The organism is Streptomyces sp. NPDC054757, from assembly GCF_053612185.1.
The window spans coordinates 1-17,708 of sequence record NZ_JBSHBW010000025.1 but is presented as its reverse complement, the minus strand read 5'-3'; the positions used below and the strand labels follow the sequence as shown (position 1 = coordinate 17,708).

At 72.4% G+C, this 17,708-nt stretch carries 12 protein-coding genes; 5 read left to right on the top strand and 7 right to left on the bottom strand.

Annotation, left to right across the window (positions count from 1 at the left end; translation table 11 throughout):
• Positions 1-73: 73 nt before the first annotated feature.
• From ACWGKJ_RS26020 to lhgO, 3 genes are all read right to left on the bottom strand, one after another.
• Positions 74-1,504: a PrsW family intramembrane metalloprotease gene (locus ACWGKJ_RS26020; protein ID WP_385024195.1), complete on the bottom strand. Its 1,431-nt coding sequence runs from the start codon at positions 1,502-1,504 to the stop codon at positions 74-76.
• A gap of 73 nt (positions 1,505-1,577) precedes the next feature.
• Positions 1,578-2,384, bottom strand: coding sequence for a tRNA (guanosine(46)-N7)-methyltransferase TrmB (gene trmB / locus ACWGKJ_RS26015; protein ID WP_385024197.1), 807 nt, complete (start codon positions 2,382-2,384; stop codon positions 1,578-1,580).
• A 184-nt stretch (positions 2,385-2,568) separates the two neighbouring features.
• Complete coding sequence (gene lhgO / locus ACWGKJ_RS26010; RefSeq protein WP_385024199.1) at positions 2,569-3,798, bottom strand: L-2-hydroxyglutarate oxidase; 1,230 nt, start codon at positions 3,796-3,798, stop codon at positions 2,569-2,571.
• A gap of 9 nt (positions 3,799-3,807) precedes the next feature.
• On the opposite strand from lhgO, the gene ACWGKJ_RS26005 reads away from it, so the two are divergent.
• Complete coding sequence (locus ACWGKJ_RS26005; protein WP_385024201.1) at positions 3,808-4,002, top strand: hypothetical protein; 195 nt, start codon at positions 3,808-3,810, stop codon at positions 4,000-4,002.
• A 31-nt stretch (positions 4,003-4,033) separates the two neighbouring features.
• Here ACWGKJ_RS26005 and ACWGKJ_RS26000 read toward each other — a convergent pair whose 3' ends face one another.
• The gene (locus ACWGKJ_RS26000; RefSeq protein ID WP_356834861.1) at positions 4,034-5,455 is read right to left on the bottom strand and encodes an MFS transporter; all 1,422 of its coding nucleotides are present in this window, start codon (positions 5,453-5,455) and stop codon (positions 4,034-4,036) included.
• 586 nt (positions 5,456-6,041) lie between these two features.
• On the opposite strand from ACWGKJ_RS26000, the gene ACWGKJ_RS25995 reads away from it, so the two are divergent.
• Positions 6,042-8,117, top strand: coding sequence for an asparagine synthase-related protein (locus ACWGKJ_RS25995; RefSeq protein ID WP_385024203.1), 2,076 nt, complete (start codon positions 6,042-6,044; stop codon positions 8,115-8,117).
• Positions 8,118-8,431: 314 nt separating this feature from the next.
• On the opposite strand, the gene ACWGKJ_RS25990 is transcribed toward ACWGKJ_RS25995, so the two are convergent.
• Both ACWGKJ_RS25990 and ACWGKJ_RS25985 read right to left on the bottom strand, forming a co-directional pair.
• Complete coding sequence (locus ACWGKJ_RS25990) at positions 8,432-10,570, bottom strand: sigma-70 family RNA polymerase sigma factor (RefSeq protein ID WP_385024205.1); 2,139 nt, start codon at positions 10,568-10,570, stop codon at positions 8,432-8,434.
• A 342-nt stretch (positions 10,571-10,912) separates the two neighbouring features.
• A complete protein-coding gene (locus ACWGKJ_RS25985) occupies positions 10,913-11,713 on the bottom strand; it encodes a TetR/AcrR family transcriptional regulator (protein ID WP_385024207.1) in 801 nt (266 codons plus the stop codon).
• Positions 11,714-12,105: 392 nt separating this feature from the next.
• Between ACWGKJ_RS25985 and ACWGKJ_RS25980 the strand changes: the two genes are divergently transcribed.
• On the top strand, positions 12,106-13,428 hold the full coding sequence (locus tag ACWGKJ_RS25980) for an NAD(P)/FAD-dependent oxidoreductase (protein ID WP_385024215.1): 1,323 nt from the start codon (positions 12,106-12,108) through the stop codon (positions 13,426-13,428).
• Between the two features lie 270 nt (positions 13,429-13,698).
• A complete protein-coding gene (locus ACWGKJ_RS25975; protein WP_453315829.1) occupies positions 13,699-15,252 on the top strand; it encodes an ATP-binding SpoIIE family protein phosphatase in 1,554 nt (517 codons plus the stop codon).
• 68 nt (positions 15,253-15,320) lie between these two features.
• Here the strand turns inward: ACWGKJ_RS25975 and ACWGKJ_RS25970 are convergent, their stop codons facing one another.
• Entirely contained in the window at positions 15,321-16,589 is a 1,269-nt protein-coding gene (locus ACWGKJ_RS25970) for an MFS transporter (RefSeq protein WP_385024217.1), read from the bottom strand.
• Positions 16,590-16,708: 119 nt separating this feature from the next.
• Between ACWGKJ_RS25970 and ACWGKJ_RS25965 the strand changes: the two genes are divergently transcribed.
• Entirely contained in the window at positions 16,709-17,257 is a 549-nt protein-coding gene (locus tag ACWGKJ_RS25965) for a MarR family winged helix-turn-helix transcriptional regulator (protein ID WP_385024211.1), read from the top strand.
• Positions 17,258-17,708 lie beyond the last annotated feature (451 nt).

The window sequence follows — 17,708 nt, the reverse complement described above, 5'->3', positions numbered from 1 at the left end:
ACGGGCCGGGCCCGGCCGGTATCCCGGGGGCGGCCGAGAGCCGGCCGGCTTTCCGGGGGCGTCCCGGGTCGGGTCAGTGCTGGTACGGGTTGTAGCCGCCGTAGTCCAGATGCGGTGGTGGCACCCGTACCCGCCCGGTCGCCTGTGCGGCGTGGAGCAGCGCGGGCCCGGCTATCTCCTTGCGCTGCCAGAGGTGGTGCAGCAGCTCCTGCTCGCGCGCCTCGAAGTCCGGGTCCACCACACCGCGGTGGGCCCGGTGCCGCAGAAAGGCGAGGGTGGTCGCGAAGGCCTCGTACTCGGAGACCGCGCGGGACGCGGCCCGGGCACGGGACTTGGCGTCGGCGTGCGCGGGCGGCCGGTGATAGGGGCTCTGGCCGTACGCCGCCGGGTGAGGGCCCAGATGGGGGCTGGTCGCGCCGAATCCTCCGCCGAACGTACGCGCGGCGAAGGCGCGGGCCAGGGCGCGCGCCCGCATCGACGAGAGCGCCAGCGGTTCCGCGGGGGCCAGCCAGCCCGCCGCCGCGTAGGCCGGCAGCTCGGCCGATATGGTGCGCAGCTCCCGCTGGCGGGTCCAGATCGTCAGCCAGGTGACCGTTCCGAAGGCCGGGACCATGAAGGCGCCGTAGACCAGGTAGAAGCCATAGGTGCCGAAGGCCGACGAGCTGTTCCACAGGGCGTGCATGCCCATGGCGCAGACCAGCCCGAGCAGTGGCGGTGCGGTCCGGCGCAGCCGCTGGTGCCCGGCGGCCGATGCCGCGACACCGAAGCCGATACCGGTCAGCACGGTGAACAGCGGGTGGGCGAAGGGCGAGAGGACCACCCGGGCGAAGAAGGTCGCCGCCGTCACGGCCGGGACACCCGAGAACCCCAGGGACTTGTCCTCGCCGAAGGCGCTGCCCAGATAGAGGATGTTCTCGGTGAAGGCGAAGCCGGTCGCGGTGAAGCCCGCGAAGACCACCCCGTCCACGATCCCGGTGAAGTGGCGTCTGCGGAAGAGGAAGATCAGCAGGATCGCCGCGGCCTTCGCGCTCTCCTCGATGACCGGCGCCACCACTCTCGCCCCGAGGGTGTCCGCGCTCGTCGGATCCGCTGTGGCGGTCGCTATCCAGTGCGTGGCGAAGGAGTTGGCGATGATCGCGACCAGGGCGGCGGCACAGGCGCCCCAGGCGAAGGCGAAGATCAGATTGCGCCAGGGGCCCGGATCCACCCGGTCGAGCCAGCGGAAGGCCGCCATGAGCAGCGGCACCGGAAGCACGGCGAGACCGATGCCGACCAGGAAGCCCTCGGTGCCGGTCTGTTCGCGGACCAGCGAGAGGATCAGCAGTCCGCAGATGGCGAGAACGATGATCACCGCGGCGGCGCGCAGCGCCTTGCTCCGCCAGAAGTCCCTGCGGGGTGCGTAGCGCCAGTGTGCACGCGGGGGGACGGCGTCGAAGCGCGGCTGCTCCTCGTACACCGGGACCACCGGATGGGCCGCCCCGGGCGGCACGCTCGATTCGTACACCCGATGGAGCCTAACGAGCGGCACCGACAATCGCGACGCCGTACCCGATTCCGGGGCCCGCCGGGCATCGCCGTTACGGACGCGGGGCCGGCCGGTCGTTGCGGCGGAACAGCAGATCGTGCACGGCGTGGCCCTTGTCGAGTCCCTGGCCCTCGAACCGGGTCAGCGGCCGGAACCCGGGCCGCGGTGCGTAACCCCCGTCCGCCGTGGTGTTGTCGAAGCAGGGGTGCTCGGTGAGCACCTCCAGCATCTGCTCGGCGTACGGGACCCAGTCGGTCGCGCAGTGCAGTACGGCGCCGGGCGCGAGTCGGCCCGCGGCCAGGTCGAGGAAGTCCGGCTGGATCAGCCGCCTCTTGTGGTGCCGGCTCTTGGGCCAGGGGTCGGGGAAGTACACGCGCAGCCCGGCGAGCGAGTCCGGCTTCAGCATTTCGCGGAGCAGGATGATCGCGTCACCGTTGGCCACCCGGATGTTGGACAGCCCGTTCCGCTCCGCGAGACGCAGCAGGTTTCCCTGGCCCGGGGTGTGCACATCGGTGGCGAGGATCCCGGTCGACGGGTCGGCCGCGGCCATCTGCGCGGTGGCCTCGCCCATGCCGAAGCCGATCTCCAGAACCACGGGGAGACCGTCGAACAGAGCGGGCAGATCGAGCACCCGCTGCCCGTCGATGTCCAGCCCCCAGCGCGGCCAGAGCCGCTCCAGTGCGTCGGCCTGCCCGGTCGTGACGCGGCTGCGGCGCGGCTGGAAGCTGCGGATCCGGCGCTCGTGGTGCGAGCCCGCGGGGTCGGCCGCGGGGCCGCCCGGGAAGCGCGGCTCGCCCTTGGCGCGGCGGGGCGGCGAGGGCTCTTGCGGGGGATTCAGTGGACTCAGGGGATCGGACACAGTGCCCCGATTCTACGGTCCCGTCCGGAACCGCGATTCCGGCCCCGGCCCGGGTCCCTCCTGTCCCGGACTCGTCCCCGCGGACCTGTTCCCGCCCCCGTATCCGAGCCCGCCCCGGCCCGGGTCCCCCTCTCACCGCACACCGCACACCGCACACGCCTCCCGCCCCGTCCCCGGCGTCCGGTCAGGCCCGCACCTCCACCGAGGCCAGCGCCCTGCGGGCGATCTCACGGCCGATCGGCAGGGAGGCCGTCGCTGCCGGTGAGGGCGCGTTCAGCACATGCACAGTGCGGGGTGCCTCCCGGATCAGGAAGTCGTCGGCCAGGGTGCCGTCCCTGAGCACCGCCTGGGCCCGCACCCCGGCCGGCGCCCGGCGCAGATCCGCTTCCTCGACGGCGGGCAGCAGCCGCCGCACCGCCTCGGTGAAGGCGCGCTTCGACAGCGAGCGGTGCAGCTCGCCCGCTCCGTAACGCCAGTGGCGCCCGGCTATCCGCCAGGCACCGGGCCAGGCCAGCGTGGTGGCCAGCTCGGCCGGGCGCACCGTGCTCCAGTCGTATCCCTCGCGGGCCAGCGCGGGCACCGCGTTCGGCCCGACGTGGACCGTGCCGTCGGTGCCCCGGGTCAGATGGACCCCGAGGAAGGGGAAGGCCGGGTCGGGCACCGGGTAGACCAGGCCGCGCACCAGACCGGGGCGGGTCAGCGTGTAGTACTCCCCGCGGAAGGGCACGATCCGCATGCCCGGTTCGTCGCCCGCGAGCCGTGCGATCCGGTCGCACTGCAGCCCCGCGCAGTTGACCAGGGTCCGGGCCCGGATCACCGCTCCGTCCGATGTGGCGACAGCGACACCCTCCGGACGCCGGGCTATCCGGACGGCCTCGGCCCCGCACCGGATCTCCGCCCCCGCCGCCTCCGAGAGCTCCGCGAGGCGTGCGGCCACCGCCCCGTAGTCGGCGATCCCGGTGGTGGCGACCCGGATCGCGGCGAGCCCGCGGACCCCGGGCTCCTCGTCGGCGATCTGGGCCGGTCCCAGCTCCCGCACCGGAATCCCGTTCTCCCGGCCGCGCTGGGCCAGGGCGTGCAGCCGGGGCAGCTCGTCCCGCTCCGTCGCGACGATCAGCTTGCCCGTCACCTCGTACGGCAGGCCCTGCTCCGCGCAGAACTCGGTCATCTCCGCCGCACCGCGCACCGCGAACCGGGCCTTGAGGGAGCCGGGCCGGTAGTAGATCCCGCTGTGGATGACCCCGCTGTTGCGGCCCGTCTGGTGACGGGCGGTGCGCTGCTCCTTCTCCAGCACCACGACCCGGGTGCCCGGCGCGGACCGTGTCAGGGCGTACGCCGTCGAGAGCCCGACGATCCCGCCGCCGATGATCAGCACATCGCAGTCGAAACCGCCGCTGTGACCACTGCTGCGCACACCGCCGTAATGACTGCTGTGACCGCCGCCGTAACCAGCGCGGTGACCGCCGCTCCGGCCACTGCGGTGACCACCGGCATCACGGCCACCCGTGTCGCCACCGCGGTGACCAGCGCTCTCGCCGCGGTCACCGCCGCCCCGTACGCCGCCGTTCCCGAAAGACATCGCACCTCCTCCCACCCCGATAGTGCACTGGCCCACTGACAGTGCCCTCAAACCAAGGGGGAGGACCGTTCTACGCGGGCGCCACCAGGAGTGGTCTGGCCCGCTCGCGTAACTCCACCACTCTTGGCTCGTCGCCGTACGGTTCGAGACGGTGCAGCAGATCCCGTACGTACTCCGTGGTCCGCGCCGACGAGATCCGCCCGGCGACCTCCACCGCCCTGGTGCCCGCGGCGCACGCCGCGTCCAGATTGCCGGACTCCAGCTCCGCCACCGCGCTCACCACCAGCCGCAGCCCGTGCGAGCGGACGAACTCCTCGGTGGGCTTGGACAGCGCCTGCTCGGTGAAGCGCCGCACCTGCCGCGGGGCCTTCAGATCGTGGTAGCACTCGGCGGCGTCGGCGGCGAACCGGTCGTACGAGTAGAAGCCGAGCCAGGACGGATCGGCGTCGCCCTCGCGCGAGCGCTCCAGCCAGCCCTCCGCCGCCTTCAGCGCCGCGCCGGCCGCTGCCGAGTCACCGGCGCGTGCGTGCGCCCGTGCTTCGACCAGCCGGAAGAAACTCATCGTACGGGCGGTCGCCAGGCCCCTGTTGCGCTCGACCGCCGCCTGCGCGAGGTCCACCCCCTCGTCCCCGAAGCCCCGGTAGACCGCCTGGAGCGACATCGAGGCCAGGACATATCCCCCGAGCGGGACATCGGCGGCCGCGCGGGCGAGCCGCAGCGCCTGGATGTAGTAGCGCTGGGCGGCCTCCTGCTGGCCGGTGTCGAAGGCCATCCACCCGGCCAGCCTGGTCAGTTCGGCGGTCGCGCCGAAGAGTCCGCGGCCCACCTCGTCGGAGTACGAGCCGAGGAGCAGCGGGGCCGCGTCCACCCGCAGGCACTCGGGCACCATCGACGAACGCCAGTCGCCGCCGCCGTACTTGGAGTCCCAGCGCCGGGCGTCCTCGGCGGCCTCCCGCAGTTTGGTGACATCGCTGTGCCCGACGCGCAGCGCGGCCGGGTCCGCCAACTCCTCGGCGCCCCGCTCGACCGAGGAGTCGGCGGGTGTTATCAGCCATCGCGAAGCGGGGGTCGCATATGCCGTGACCGCGAAGGACCCGGCGAGCGACTGCCATATCCCGCCACTCCCGGCCCGGCGGCCCGCGAGGTCCAGCCGGTAGAGATCGGTCGCCGACACCACGGCCGAGCTGACATCCCGGTGGAAGGCGAGGCCGACCTCGGGGGCCGGATCCGCGTCCGCGAGTCCTATCTCGTGCAGTGGTACGGGCCGGCCCAGCTTGGCGCCGATCGCCGCCGCGATCAGATGGGGGGCGGCGCCCTGCGGCACCATGCCCTTGGAGACCCACCTGGCCACGGATGTCTTGTCGTACCGAAGCGTCAGACCGCGCTGGGCGCCGAGGTCGTTGACCCGTCGCGCCAGTCCGGCGTTGCTGATTCCCGCGACGGCGAGAACCGTGCCGAGTTTGTCGTTCGGCCCGCGTAGCTCCCTGGACATGCGCCACCCCTCGACACACAGACGGCCGCCGTGTCGCGGCGACTCGTCCTGTCCGAGAAGCCGTGCACGGCATTCGTAAACCCAGCGTAGTTCGCCGCATCCCTACCGTTAAGGGGTGATGTTCCGGATGGCGGGATTGTTGCCCGCGCGGAGCGCTCTCCAGACGGGCGACGATCACCGCCCGTGCTCCCGGTGTGTGGCCGTGCGCCCGGCCGTGCGCTCTGGTCCGGCCGTCCCGCGCGGTCTTCCATGGGGAGTGCGTGGGTCGGCCCACTGCACAGGATCCAGTGGGCTGGGGGATACGGCCGCCTCAATCCCCGCGGGCGGCCGACCGGTCCGGGAGGCGTACGGCGTCTCCCGGACCGATGCGCTCCGCGGCCCGTCGGCACCCCTTCCCGCACAGATGCCACTCCGCCAGAATGGCTGGATGACGACCCTCGTCGGGCAAGACCGAATGGCCTTTGCCGGGGGCGCATTCGCATATGGGTGCGCGCTTCCGTACCCCCTCCGGTACGCCGTTGTCATGGCAGCATGGTCCTGAACGCCCCAGTGGGCGCTCAGTTGTCCACAGCCTGTGGAGGCGGCGATGCGGTGGTTGGTGGGGTGGAGCAGTACTGCCGCGAGCTTCGGCACCGCCGGTTCGGTGGGCAGCGCTGACGAGGGGCGCACGGTCCACCCCGTCGGCTCCCAGCTGCTCTGGGGCGATCCCGACCCCCTCTGGGCGGTCGGTGACTGGCGGCCCGACGAAGTACGGGTCATCTCGGTCGACCCCTTCACCCGCCTTGCTGTGCTGGGGTGTTGCGCGGCGACCGACGAGGAGCTGCGGGTCGGTCTGTTCGCCGCGCGCGGTGGTGCGCTGCGTCATCTCACCTCCTGGGCGGGCAGCTACACGGTCGTCGTGCAGTCCGGCCGCCGGGTCACCGTCATCGGCGACCTGGCCGGCGCGCGCCCCGTCTTCCACACCCCCTGGGCCAACGGCACCGCGTACGCCACCGCCGCCCTGCCGCTCGCCGATCTGGTCGAAGCCCAGCTGGACATCGGCCACTTGGCGGCGCTGCTCGCCTGCCCCGACGTACCGGAGGCGCTGCGCGACTCGACGCCCTACGCGGGGGTGCGGCGCATCCCGCCGGGCCACGCCCTCATCCTCCGGGAGGGCTCCCGGGAGATCACCGGGTACGAGCAGGTGGCATCGCTCGCCGTGGCGGCGGCCCAGGTCGACCCGGACCGGGCCGTGGACGGCGTACGGGACGCGCTCGTCGAAGCCGTACGCGCCCGGCTCACCGCCCCCCGACACGCGCCCGAAAGGCTGCCGCCCGACCCGGGCCCGGTCCCGGGAATGGGCCCGGCCGAACGGCGCGCGGCCCGCGGGGCCCCCGCCCCGGGAATCGGCGCCGATCTCTCCGGCGGCAGCGCCTCCGCCACCCTGACGCTCCTCGCGGCCGGGCTGCCCGGCGTACCGGGCACGATCCTCGGCCATGGCACCGGCGCGGGGGAACGCCTCCTCGCCGTCACCTTCAACGACCTCTCCGCGCGCGGCCACGCACCCGAACTGGAACGGGCGGGCGCCATCGCGGCCAATCCACGCCTGCACCATGTGGTGGTCGCGGGCGGCGAGGAGTCGCTGCCGTACGCCGATCTGGAGTCGGGCCCGCTGACCGACGAGCCGGGCCCCTCGCTGATCTCGTCGGAGCGCCACCGGCTGCGGCTCGCCGCGGGCAGCGCGGACCACCTGGTGGGGGACGGCGCACGGCAGGTGCTCGACGCGCACCCCGCGCGCCTGGCCGACCTGCTGATGGACCGCCGCAGACGCCATCTGGTCAAACCGGTCGCGGCGCTGGCCAGGGCGGACGGTTCGGTCCTCATCCCCTTCACCGTCTACCGCGCCGCACGCAGATTGGCCCGCACCCCGTACCGCACGGGCATCGAGGCGGCGGCCGTCCTGCTGCGCGACCGCGAGGTCCAGCACACCGCCGAAGGCTCCACGCTGGATGCCTCGCTGGCGGCCCTCACCTGGTCACGGCCGGGGCCGGCCGCGCGCTGGCTGACCGGTGAGGCGCTCGCGGAAGTCTCCGTACGCCTCCAGGAGTCGGCGCTGCGCCCCACCTCGGTGCAGCGACCCGGCGAGGCCCGCGCCCGCGCGGCGCTCGCCCGGTACGCGGCGGACCACCGGGTCTTCGAACAGGCCGCGGAGGTGCGGAGCCAGCGGCTGCACGCGCCGTTCCTCGACAACCAGGTGGTACGGGCGGCCCGGCTGCTCCCCGAATCGCTGCGGGTCCAGCCCGGCGCACGGGCCGAGATCCTCCGTACGGTGCTGGCCGGCGCGGGCATCCACGATCTGCCCGCAGGCTGGGGCGCCCCGTCCCACACGACCGCGAATGCCGCGTCCCGGAAGGGGCTGCGCGCCTCGCTCCCCACGCTGATCGCGCTGTTCGACGCCCCGCTGCTCGCGGACGCCGGCCTGATCGAGGCGCGGGTGGTCCGCAAGGCCCTGCGCGCGGCGGCGGAGGGGGAGCGGCTGCCGCTCGACGGGCTCGCCGACCTGGTCTCCACCGAGCTGTGGCTGCGCAGGCTGCTGGCCAGGCGCGGCAGTTGCTGGACAGGGACGGCGGCCCCGAAGCAGCGGGCGGTGGCGGGCGGAGTCGTACCGCGGCGGAGCCTTTAGGGAAGCGGCCTGCCGGGAGCGGGACTTGGCCGGGGCGGGTTGGCCGACGGGTCGGGCCGGGTCGGGTCGTATTGGTCGGGCGTGGCGGTATGGGCGCTGTGGGTGGTCTCGGTGCCGCGAGTGGGCTCGGTGTCGGGGGCTGCGGATCCCGGGCCGGCCGGTGTCGGCTCCGTGGGATGGCCCTGGGGCCGGGCCGGCCGGTGTCGGCTCTGCGAGTGGTCGGGGGCCCTGGATCAGGGGCCCGGTCCTGGGTGCGGGCAGGCCGGTCTCCGCTCCGGGCGGAGCCGGTTCAGGTGGCGCGGGACGGGCCCCGGTCAGCGGCAGCTGATCCGTGACTGCGCCCAGTCGGCCACCGCCACCGAGCCGAACGGTCCGCTCCGTTCGACCACGAGCCGGAGCGTACGGAAACCGGCGATCCCGACCCGTACGGGCACGGCCGGGTCGTCGCCGTGCACCACGGGCGAACTCCACAGCCGGGACGTGTCCCCGTACACCGAGAAGCGCACCGCTCCGAGCCCCAGCGACATGTCGTCCACCCCGGCCAGCGCCTGATAGGTGGAGCACTGCCGGTTGAGCTGGATGGTCACGCTGGACGGGGCGTGGACGCTGATGCCGCGGTTGTACTCGGTACCCCGCATGGCCAGGGAACGGCGCTGCCACACCGGGCCGCTGTCCTTGAGGCTGAGCTCGGGCTCGGTGTGGTCGCCGAGCAGCGAGTAGGCGAGGGCGCCGACCTGGTAGACGGCGGGCGCCGGCGGGGGCGGTGGGGTCGGCGTCGGGGTCGGCTTCGGAGTGGGGGTCGGCTTGGGCGGCGGCGTGGGCCTCGGGGTCGGTTTCGGTGCCGGCGCGGGGGGCTTGGGCGTGGCTTTCGGAGGCGCGGGCGTGGGCTTCGGCTTGGGCGCGGGCGCCGGGGGAGCGGGCGGTGCCTTCGGCCGCGGGGGCGGAGGCGTCGGCTCGGGCGGTACGACGGGGTGGGTGGCGGGGGGAGCCGCGTGCGGCGCCGGCTTGGGGGCATCGCTGCCCGACAGCGCGAACGCCAGACCGGCGGCGGCCGCCACCACCACACCGGCTGCGATACCGGCCTTGGCGGGCATCCCGAGCCCCTCGGAAGCGGCGGCCCCGCCGCCCGCGGAACTCCCGCCGGACGCGGCGGCCCCGGCCCCGGCGGCCCCTGCCGCACCGCCCGCGACGAACCCGGCGGCCTTGAGGGCGGACCCTCCGGCGAACCAGCCGATGACGGCGACCGGAACGAGCGCGGGAATCCCGGCGTTGACGTCCTTGAGCTCGCCCACCGCGACCCGGCACCTGGCGCACTCCTCCAGATGCTTCCGCAGGCCCCGCTCGGCGCGCATCCGCAGACCACCACGGGCGTAGGCGCCGAGCCGGTCCGCGTACTGCGCGCAGTCACCGCCCGCCGTGAGCGTCTGGCTCACATGGGCCTGGAGGTAGGCCTGCTTGAGCCCTTCACGGGCCCGGCTGGCCAGCACCGCGGTGGCGTTGGCCGTCAGCCCGAACAGCGGGGCGACATCGCTCGGCGACTCCTCCTCCACCGTGGTGTGCCAGAGAACCGCCTGCCAGCGCTCGGGCAACGAACGGAACGCCTCCATGGCCAGCGACTTCTCGGCGATCTGCATGGCCCGGACGTCGGCACCCAGATCCAGCGTGTCCTGGTCGGACACCTCGGACGACGCCGACCTGGCCGCCTGGTCGGCGAAGAGGGCGAAGTCCTCGACCAGTTGCTCCCGCTTGGCGGTCTTCGTCCATGCCGCCGCGACCCGGCGCACCGTGGTCAGCAGATACGCCCGCACCGCCTGTTCCGGCCCGGCCCCGCGCCGTACCGCCTGCAGGGTGCGCGCGAACACCTCGGCCGTCAGGTCGTCGGCGGTGTGTGCGTCGCGGCAGCACGTACGCGCGTACCGGCGCACCGCGTCGGAGTGCCGGCGGAACAACTCCTCGTAGGCGCTGTCCGTGCCCTCACCGCCATCGGTGCCGTCGGGGCCGCTGACCTGCTCCCGCATCTGCGCGATCAGTTCGGCGTCCGAAGGCGGCAGGTCCAGGGAGCGCGGTGGCGGAAGCACACCACTGCCGCCGCCCTCACGCTGCTGGGGCACGCTCGCCGCCCACCCGGCACCCGGAGCACCGCTCTGCGCGGTCTGCCCCGACTGCGCGGTGTGCCCCTGCCGTCCCGACTGTCCTGGCTGCCCGGCCTGCGCCGCCTGCCCCGACTGCGCGGTCTGCTCCGGCTGCGCCGCCCGCCCCGATTGCGCGGTCTGCCCCGACTGCGCTGCCTGCCCGGCCTGTTCCGGTTGCGTGGCCTGTTCCGGTTGCCCGGCCTGTCCCGGCTGACCGTCCTGCGCGGAGGCGCTCCTGGGCACCTGCCCCGGGCCCTGTCCGGGCAGCCGCTGCACCCCACCGGCCTCGCCGAGTGGTTCGTCCCGCCCCTCAACGCTCATCGCGGAAAGCCCCCGTAGACACCCTCGGACCAGAACACCGGCCAAGACTGACACAGAGCGGACTACAACCGGCCACCCGCACTCAGCAACCACTCGTCCGGGGGGTTTTCCCGAATCGGAGCACTAACCCTCACCCAATGGGGGAAGGGTCAACCAGTTGTCCCAGAGGCCGGATGAGTGGCCGCAGCACGACGAGCCGCGACCGGACAGCCATCAACGCCGCAAACCCGGCCGCTGCTGGGGCCGCAAGCCCGCCCGCCGCTGACACCGCGAGCCCGCCCGTCGCTGACACCGCGAGTACGGCCACCACCGGCCCCGAGACGGCAGCCCGTGTCCCCGCGCTCACGCCGGACGGGGCCGTAGCCCCTCCAGCAGGATGTCGAGCAGCCGTGAGGAGGCGGCCGCCTGCTGCACCGGGTCGGGCAGCGTCGGCGCCGCCGTGGCTATCACCAGGAGTACGTCTGCCACGGTCACATCACTCCGCAACTCACCCGCTGTGTGCGCCCGGTCCACCAGCCGCCCCACGACCTCCAGCAGCTCCACGGCTCCCGTGCTGTCATCGGCAGCGCCGGACGGGGCACCACCTCCCGACGGCCGGTCCACGGGCCCGCCGTCGGCCCTGGGCGCCGGCCGCTGCTGGGGCACGCGTGTCTCCTGCGGCGAGGCACCTGTCCCCGACGTCAACGAGGGCCCGCCGAGCGAGGCGTCACCGATCTCGGCCGCTTCGGCCACCCCCACACGGAGCACGTGCGGCGGCAGTAACCGCCCCGCGCCCGAGGCCACCGACGTCCGCAGGAACCGGGAGAGCGCCGACCACGGCTCGTCCTCCTGCCCAAGTGCCGTACGGGCCTGCTCCGTCAGACGGGAGGTCTCCTCCTCCGCTATCCGGTTGACCAGGACGTCCTTGCTCGGGAAACGGCGGTAGACCGTCCCGACCCCGACTCTCGCCCGGCGCGCCACATCTTCCATCGGCGCCCCGTACCCGAGCTCGCCGAACACCTCGCGGGCGGCCCGCAGTACGTGCTCCAGATTGCGCTGTGCGTCCACGCGCAGGGGCGCCGAGCGCGCGACCGTGCCCGCCCCTGTCCGTCCACCGCCGTCAGCCGGTACAGCGGCCTGCCAATGAGCGTCCTGAATGTGCATATGCGATCCCCCGGTAATGATGTCTCCCCCCGGAGACTCCCCGCCTGGTCCCCCCGGGGCTCCGACCCGACACCCCGGCGAACTACGAACATAGTTGAGCAAGGGGCGATTCAGAAGGGGGTAGTTCCGCACGGAGCGCCCCCCGATCGGAGTATGAGCCTGGACTCTCCCTATTCCGCCCCCGTTCCCCCTCCCCGTCCCACCCGCTGACCTGCGGCCCTTCCCTTCACGCCGGGAAACGCCGCGCTGCGGCGCGCCGGTGATCTCCGGTCACACAATTTGTCGGGCCTGTGGACAAAGTCGATCGCCCGTTGCCTCATGGGACAGTGACTGCTCCCCTCTCCCACGAGACGAACCCCGGGCCGGACCAGGGACCCAGGGCCGGCACCCGCATCCTCGTCGTCGGCGGCGGCTATGTCGGTCTGTACACGGCGCTGCGTCTCCAGCGGAAGCTGAAGGGCGGCGAAGCAGAGATCACCGTGGTCAGCCCCGACCCCTATATGACGTATCAGCCGTTCCTCCCGGAGGCCGCCGCCGGCTCCATCTCGCCCCGCCACGTCGTCGTGCCGCTCCGCCGGGTCCTCGACAGGTGCCGCATCGTCATCGGTGAGGCCACCGCCATCAACCACGCCGCGCGCACCGCGAGCGTCACCACCCTCGCGGGCTCCGAGGACGGCACCGGCGGCATGGAGATCGGCTACGACGAACTCGTCCTCGCCCCGGGGTCCGTCTCCCGCACGCTGCCGGTCCCGGGCCTCGCCGAGTACGGCATCGGCTTCAAAAGCATCGAAGAGGCCATCGGTCTGCGCAACCACGTCATCGAGCAGATGGACATCGCCTCGTCCACCCGCGACCCCGCGGTCCGCGACGCCGCGCTGACCTTCGTCTTCGTCGGCGGCGGCTACGCGGGGGTCGAAGCCCTCGCCGAGCTGGAGGACATGGCGCGCTACGCGTCCCGCTACTACCACAACGTGGATCGCGACGACATGAGCTGGATCCTCGTGGAGGCCGCCGACCGCATCCTCCCCGAAGTCGGCCACGAGATGGGCCAGTACGCCATCCGCGAGCTGCGCAACCGCAACATCGACGTACGCCTGGAGACCCGGCTGGACAGCTGCGACCACCGGGTGGCCGTGCTGAGCGACGGCGCCCGCTTCCCCAACCGGACCCTCGTCTGGACCGCGGGCGTCAAACCGAACCCGGTCATCGCCGCATCCGACCTCCCGCTCAACGACCGCGGCCGGGTGCGCTGCACCCCGCAGCTCAAGGTCGAAGGGACCGCCCACGCCTGGGCGGCGGGCGACGCGGCGGCCGTTCCCGACCTCACATCGGACGAGCCCGGCAGGGAGACCGCCCCCAACGCGCAGCACGCCGTACGCCAGGCGAAGGTCCTCGCCGAGAACATCATCGCCTCGCTGCACGGCAGACCCCTCACCAACTACGAGCACGCCTACGCGGGTTCGGTCGCCTCACTCGGGCTCCACAAAGGCGTCGCCCACATCTACGGGCGGAAGGTGAAGGGCTACCCTGCCTGGTTCATGCACCGCGCGTACCACCTCAGCCGTATACCCACCTTCAACCGGAAGGCCAAGGTCCTCGCCGAGTGGACGCTCGCCGGGCTCTTCAAGCGCGAGATCGTTTCGCTCGGTTCGCTGGAACACCCGCGGGCCGAATTCGAATGGGCCGCCGGCGGCGACCGCCCGCCGCGGGACTGACGCCGAGAGTGCCGCCGGTCACACGGGGCGTGTGACCATAGGTGCGCGCAGACCCGTACAGAACACCCCGTACGACCCGGATCCCCCCGCCGGTGAGCAGCAGGTCCCAGCCGTCCCGTCACGACAAACGAGGCTTGAAAAGCAGTGAACTTCACGCGCTGGAGCGCCCGGCTCCCCGGAACACAGCGCCGCGCCGCCGCGCGGGCCGACCACAGTTCCGTGCCAGCAGCCCGCGGTGAGTCCGCCCAGCCCCCCACGCCGGAAGCCGAGTTGACCTCCGACACCGCCCAGCTCCCCACGCTGGACGAACTCTCGGTCCGGGAGATCCTCGGCAGCCTGCCCGCGCTGGTCGCCCTGGTGTACGGGACCGAGCACCGCGTCGCGTACGTCAACGACGCCTACACCGCGGCCTTCGGCCCCCGCTCCACCGGCTCCCGCGGAGCCGACGAACTGCCCGAACTGGACGAGCTGGGCCTCTTCCCCCTGATGGACCAGGTGCTGCGCAGCGGAACCCCACGTACCGTCAAGTCCCGCCGGGTGCAGTCCGGTCCGGGCACCGGCTCGTACACCGTGACCTGCACCCCGGTCCCCCACCTCCTGGAGCAGGGCGGCGTTCTCGTCTTCGCCGCCGATGTGTCCGACCACGCCGACGCGGCCGAACGGCTGCGGACCAGCGAACGCAGACAGCGCGAAACCGCCGTCACCCTCCAGCACTCACTGCTCCCCCAGGAGCTGGAACAGCCCGACGACCTGCGTATCGCGGCCACCTACCAGGCGGGCGGCACGGACGCGGCCGTCGGTGGTGACTGGTACGACGTGATCACCCTCGGCGCCGGGCGCACGGCCCTGGTCATCGGCGATGTCATGGGCCGGGGGGTCCGGGCCGCCGCGGTGATGGGCCAGCTCCGCACGGCCGTCCGCGCCTATGCCAGGCTCGACCTGCCCCCGCACGAGATCCTGCAGCTCCTGGACGGCCTCGCCTCCGAGATCGACCCGAACCAGATCGCCACCTGCCTCTACGCGGTCCACGACCCCAATGAAGGACGCCTGGTCTATGCGTCGGCCGGCCATCTGCCCGTGCTGGTCAGGGACGAGGACGGCACGGTACGCCGCGCCGCCGACCCGACCGGGCCGCCGCTCGGGACGGGCGGCTGGCAGCACACATCGGACTCGATCGCGCTGCCGCCCGGCTCCGCCGCAGTGCTCTACACCGACGGTCTGGTGGAGCGCCGGGGCGAGGACATCGATGACGGCGTGGCCGCTCTGGAGCGTGCGCTGTCCGGCGCGTCCGGCGCCCCGCAGGTCGTCTGCGACCGGCTGATCCGCTCGCTGGGTGTCACGGCGGAGCACGACGACGACGTGGCGGTCCTGGTCGTCCAGCACCCGGCGCGCACCGGCCCGGCCGCCGAGCTGTTCCACAACGCGGCGCTGGACCTGCTGGGCGGGGTGGAGGCGGCTCCGCGTGCACGGGCCTTCGCCTCCGGTGTGCTGACCTCCTGGAGGTTTCACGTGGAACTGCACGATCTGGGCGTCCTCGCGGCCAGCGAACTCGTCGCCAACTCCCTCCAGCACGGCACCCCGCCGATGCGGCTGCGGCTCCGCAGGACCGACCGCCGGCTGATCATCGAGGTGACGGATGGCGACGACCATCTGCCGCGCCGCCGCCGCGCGGAAGCCGCCGACGAGGCGGGCCGGGGTATCTCGATCATCGCGACGATTGCCTCGTCCTGGGGCTCCCGCCGTACACCGGGCGGCGGAAAGGCGGTCTGGTGCGAGTTCGCCCTCCCCGACAGCACAGCGGACCACCCGGGCCAGCTCCCGTAGGCCCGAGTGGCCCGAGTGGCCCGAGTGGCCCGAGTGGCCCGCCAGAACCGCTGGCGGGCCGACCGATGTCAGTACGGGGCGGCTGCGGGCTCCGGCAGATGCGTGGCCACGACCCGCGAACCGTGCCCGAGCGACGGATTGTCCTGTACGGGGCTGAGCCGCCGCCCCAGTCGCAGCGCCAGGGTGGTGATCCCGAGCGAGAACACCACGAAGGTCGCGATGTACACCAGGTGCGCCGAGGCCCCCATCGGTCCGCCGACCGCAGGCCCGATGGCCAACGCCAACTGCTTGACCAGCGCGAAGGCCGAGTTGTACTGACCGACCATGGAGCCGGGAGCCAGATCGGCGACCAGCGGCGCGACGGTCGGGGACAGCATGGACTCACCGAGCCCGAACAGCGCGTACGTCGAGATGAACGCGGCCGTCGCCATGGTCTGGCTGCCGTGCCCGAGCCCTGCGTACCCCGCGATGACCCAGGCGAACGCCCAGATGAGCCCCACCGCTGAGATCACCCGCGAGCGCCGCCGCCTCTCCACGACCTTCAGCACCACGAACTGGGCGACGACAATCACGGCCGTATTGGCCGCAAGCGCGATTCCGAGCGTCGAGGGCTGAATTCCAGCGGCTTCGGTCCCATAAGCGGCAAGGCCGGACTCGAATTGTCCGTAGCAGGCGAAGAAAATGACAAAGCCGAGAACGCAGAGCTGCACCATGGCCCGGTGCCGCAGTAGAGCGCGCACCCCGCCACCCTGGGGCTGGGGTGCCAGCTCAAGCCCGGGAGTACGCGGCAGCCGGACGGTGGCCGCGATCCCGGCGAGCGCCAGGAACATCACGGCCTCGATGGCGAAAAGCAGCGTGAAGCTGCTGGGCCGGCTCGCGTCGACCAGCTGGCCGCCGACGAGTCCGCCGATGCCGAGCGTCAGGTTCTGCAGGAAGAACTGCATGGTGAAGGCGCGGGTCCGGGTGGACGGGCTGGAGCACCAGACGATCATCGTCGCGAGAGCCGGCTGCATGACGGCCGTCCCGGCGCCGAGCAGGGCGGCCGACAGCACGACCGTCACCACTCCGGCCGAGAGCCCCATGCTCATCGCTCCGGTCGCGGCCAGCACCGCGGCCCCCACCAGGACGGGCAGCGGGCCGCGGCGGTCGATCAGCCGGCCGGTGAAGGGCAGGACGACCAGGGCGGCCACCGCGAAGACGGCTAGCACGGCCCCGGCCGTACTCGATCCGAGCTCCCGCACCTGCGACACATAGATGTACAGATACGGAACGGTGAACCCGATGCCGAACGCGCTCAGCGCGGTACCTGTCTGGATCCGACGCATCGCGGCACCCATCGCCTTGGTCACCACTCACCCACCTCTCGAAGTTGAAGACTTCAATGCTAAAGTTAGAACCTCAACAATACACACTGAAGAACTTCAACGCCAACGGCTTACGTGGGATACTCCCCGGCATGCCAGAGTCCCCCGGCCCGCAGGAGCCGACCCTCGACGAGCAGATCGCCGCCTACCAGCGCGAATTCCGAGACCTCGACCCCCAGGTCGAGAAGGTGGTCTCGGCTCTCGGCCGGCTGAACCGGCGGATGAACGTCGCGTACGGGCGCCAGGTCGCCGACCTCGGCATCAGCAACACGGAGTGGGAGGTGCTGAAGACCCTGGTCCTGGCGGGCGCCCCGTACCGGATGGGCCCGGGGGAGCTGGCGAAGCGCCTTGGCCTGACCCCCGCCGCCATGACCCACCGCATCGACCGGATGGCGGGGGAGGGCCTCGTCACCCGCGACCGGGACGAGAACAACCGGGTCCGGGTCATCGTCGAGGTCACGGACGAGGGGCGGGCGAAGTGGCTGGAGGCGATGCGGATGGCCACGACCTTCGAGGAGGACCTCCTCCAGGACCTGACCGGCCGGGACCGCGCGGCCCTCGGTGAGATGCTGACCATCCTGCTGCGCAGGGTGGAGGACGCCCAGCCGGACGCGGGCGGCCGCCTCACGGACCTGGACTGAGCTTCTCCACTCGTCTTCAGCGGCCCGGGAACGCTTAACCCCGGCTCAGAACAATGGGGTTGACAGGGGCGCCGACCCCGGTTGACGTGCCACCGGCCGATCTGTAAGGTTCTTCGAGTTGTCACGGGGCCGGAACGGTTCTGCGACAACCACTCCCGCCGCTCATGCGGCAACAAACTTCAGCACGATCTCCCGTCGGGAGCAATTTCGGCATGCCGGAATTCATTCTCGACGACCGGTGGGACCCGATTATGAGTCACCCGGGAAATCCGCTAGAGTTTGAAACGTCGGAACGGCCCAACGGCCGGGATGGCAAACCCCGCTGACTGGGGGTCAGGCCCGAAAGGATCTGATAGAGTCGGAATCGCCGGAAAGGGAAACGCGAAAGCGTGGAACTGGAAAGCACCCGGCCGGCCGGGAATCGGACACGAAAGAGTCTGATAGAGTCGGA

Coding starts and splice junctions, on each gene's coding strand:
- ACWGKJ_RS26005 (WP_385024201.1), top strand. CDS start 3,808: ATGACTGCTGTGACCGCCGCCGTAACCAGCGCGGTGACCGCCGCTCCG.
- ACWGKJ_RS26000 (WP_356834861.1), bottom strand. CDS start 5,455: ATGTCCAGGGAGCTACGCGGGCCGAACGACAAACTCGGCACGGTTCTC.
- ACWGKJ_RS25995 (WP_385024203.1), top strand. CDS start 6,042: ATGCGGTGGTTGGTGGGGTGGAGCAGTACTGCCGCGAGCTTCGGCACC.
- ACWGKJ_RS25990 (WP_385024205.1), bottom strand. CDS start 10,570: ATGAGCGTTGAGGGGCGGGACGAACCACTCGGCGAGGCCGGTGGGGTG.
- ACWGKJ_RS25985 (WP_385024207.1), bottom strand. CDS start 11,713: ATGCACATTCAGGACGCTCATTGGCAGGCCGCTGTACCGGCTGACGGC.
- ACWGKJ_RS25970 (WP_385024217.1), bottom strand. CDS start 16,589: ATGGGTGCCGCGATGCGTCGGATCCAGACAGGTACCGCGCTGAGCGCG.
- ACWGKJ_RS25965 (WP_385024211.1), top strand. CDS start 16,709: ATGCCAGAGTCCCCCGGCCCGCAGGAGCCGACCCTCGACGAGCAGATC.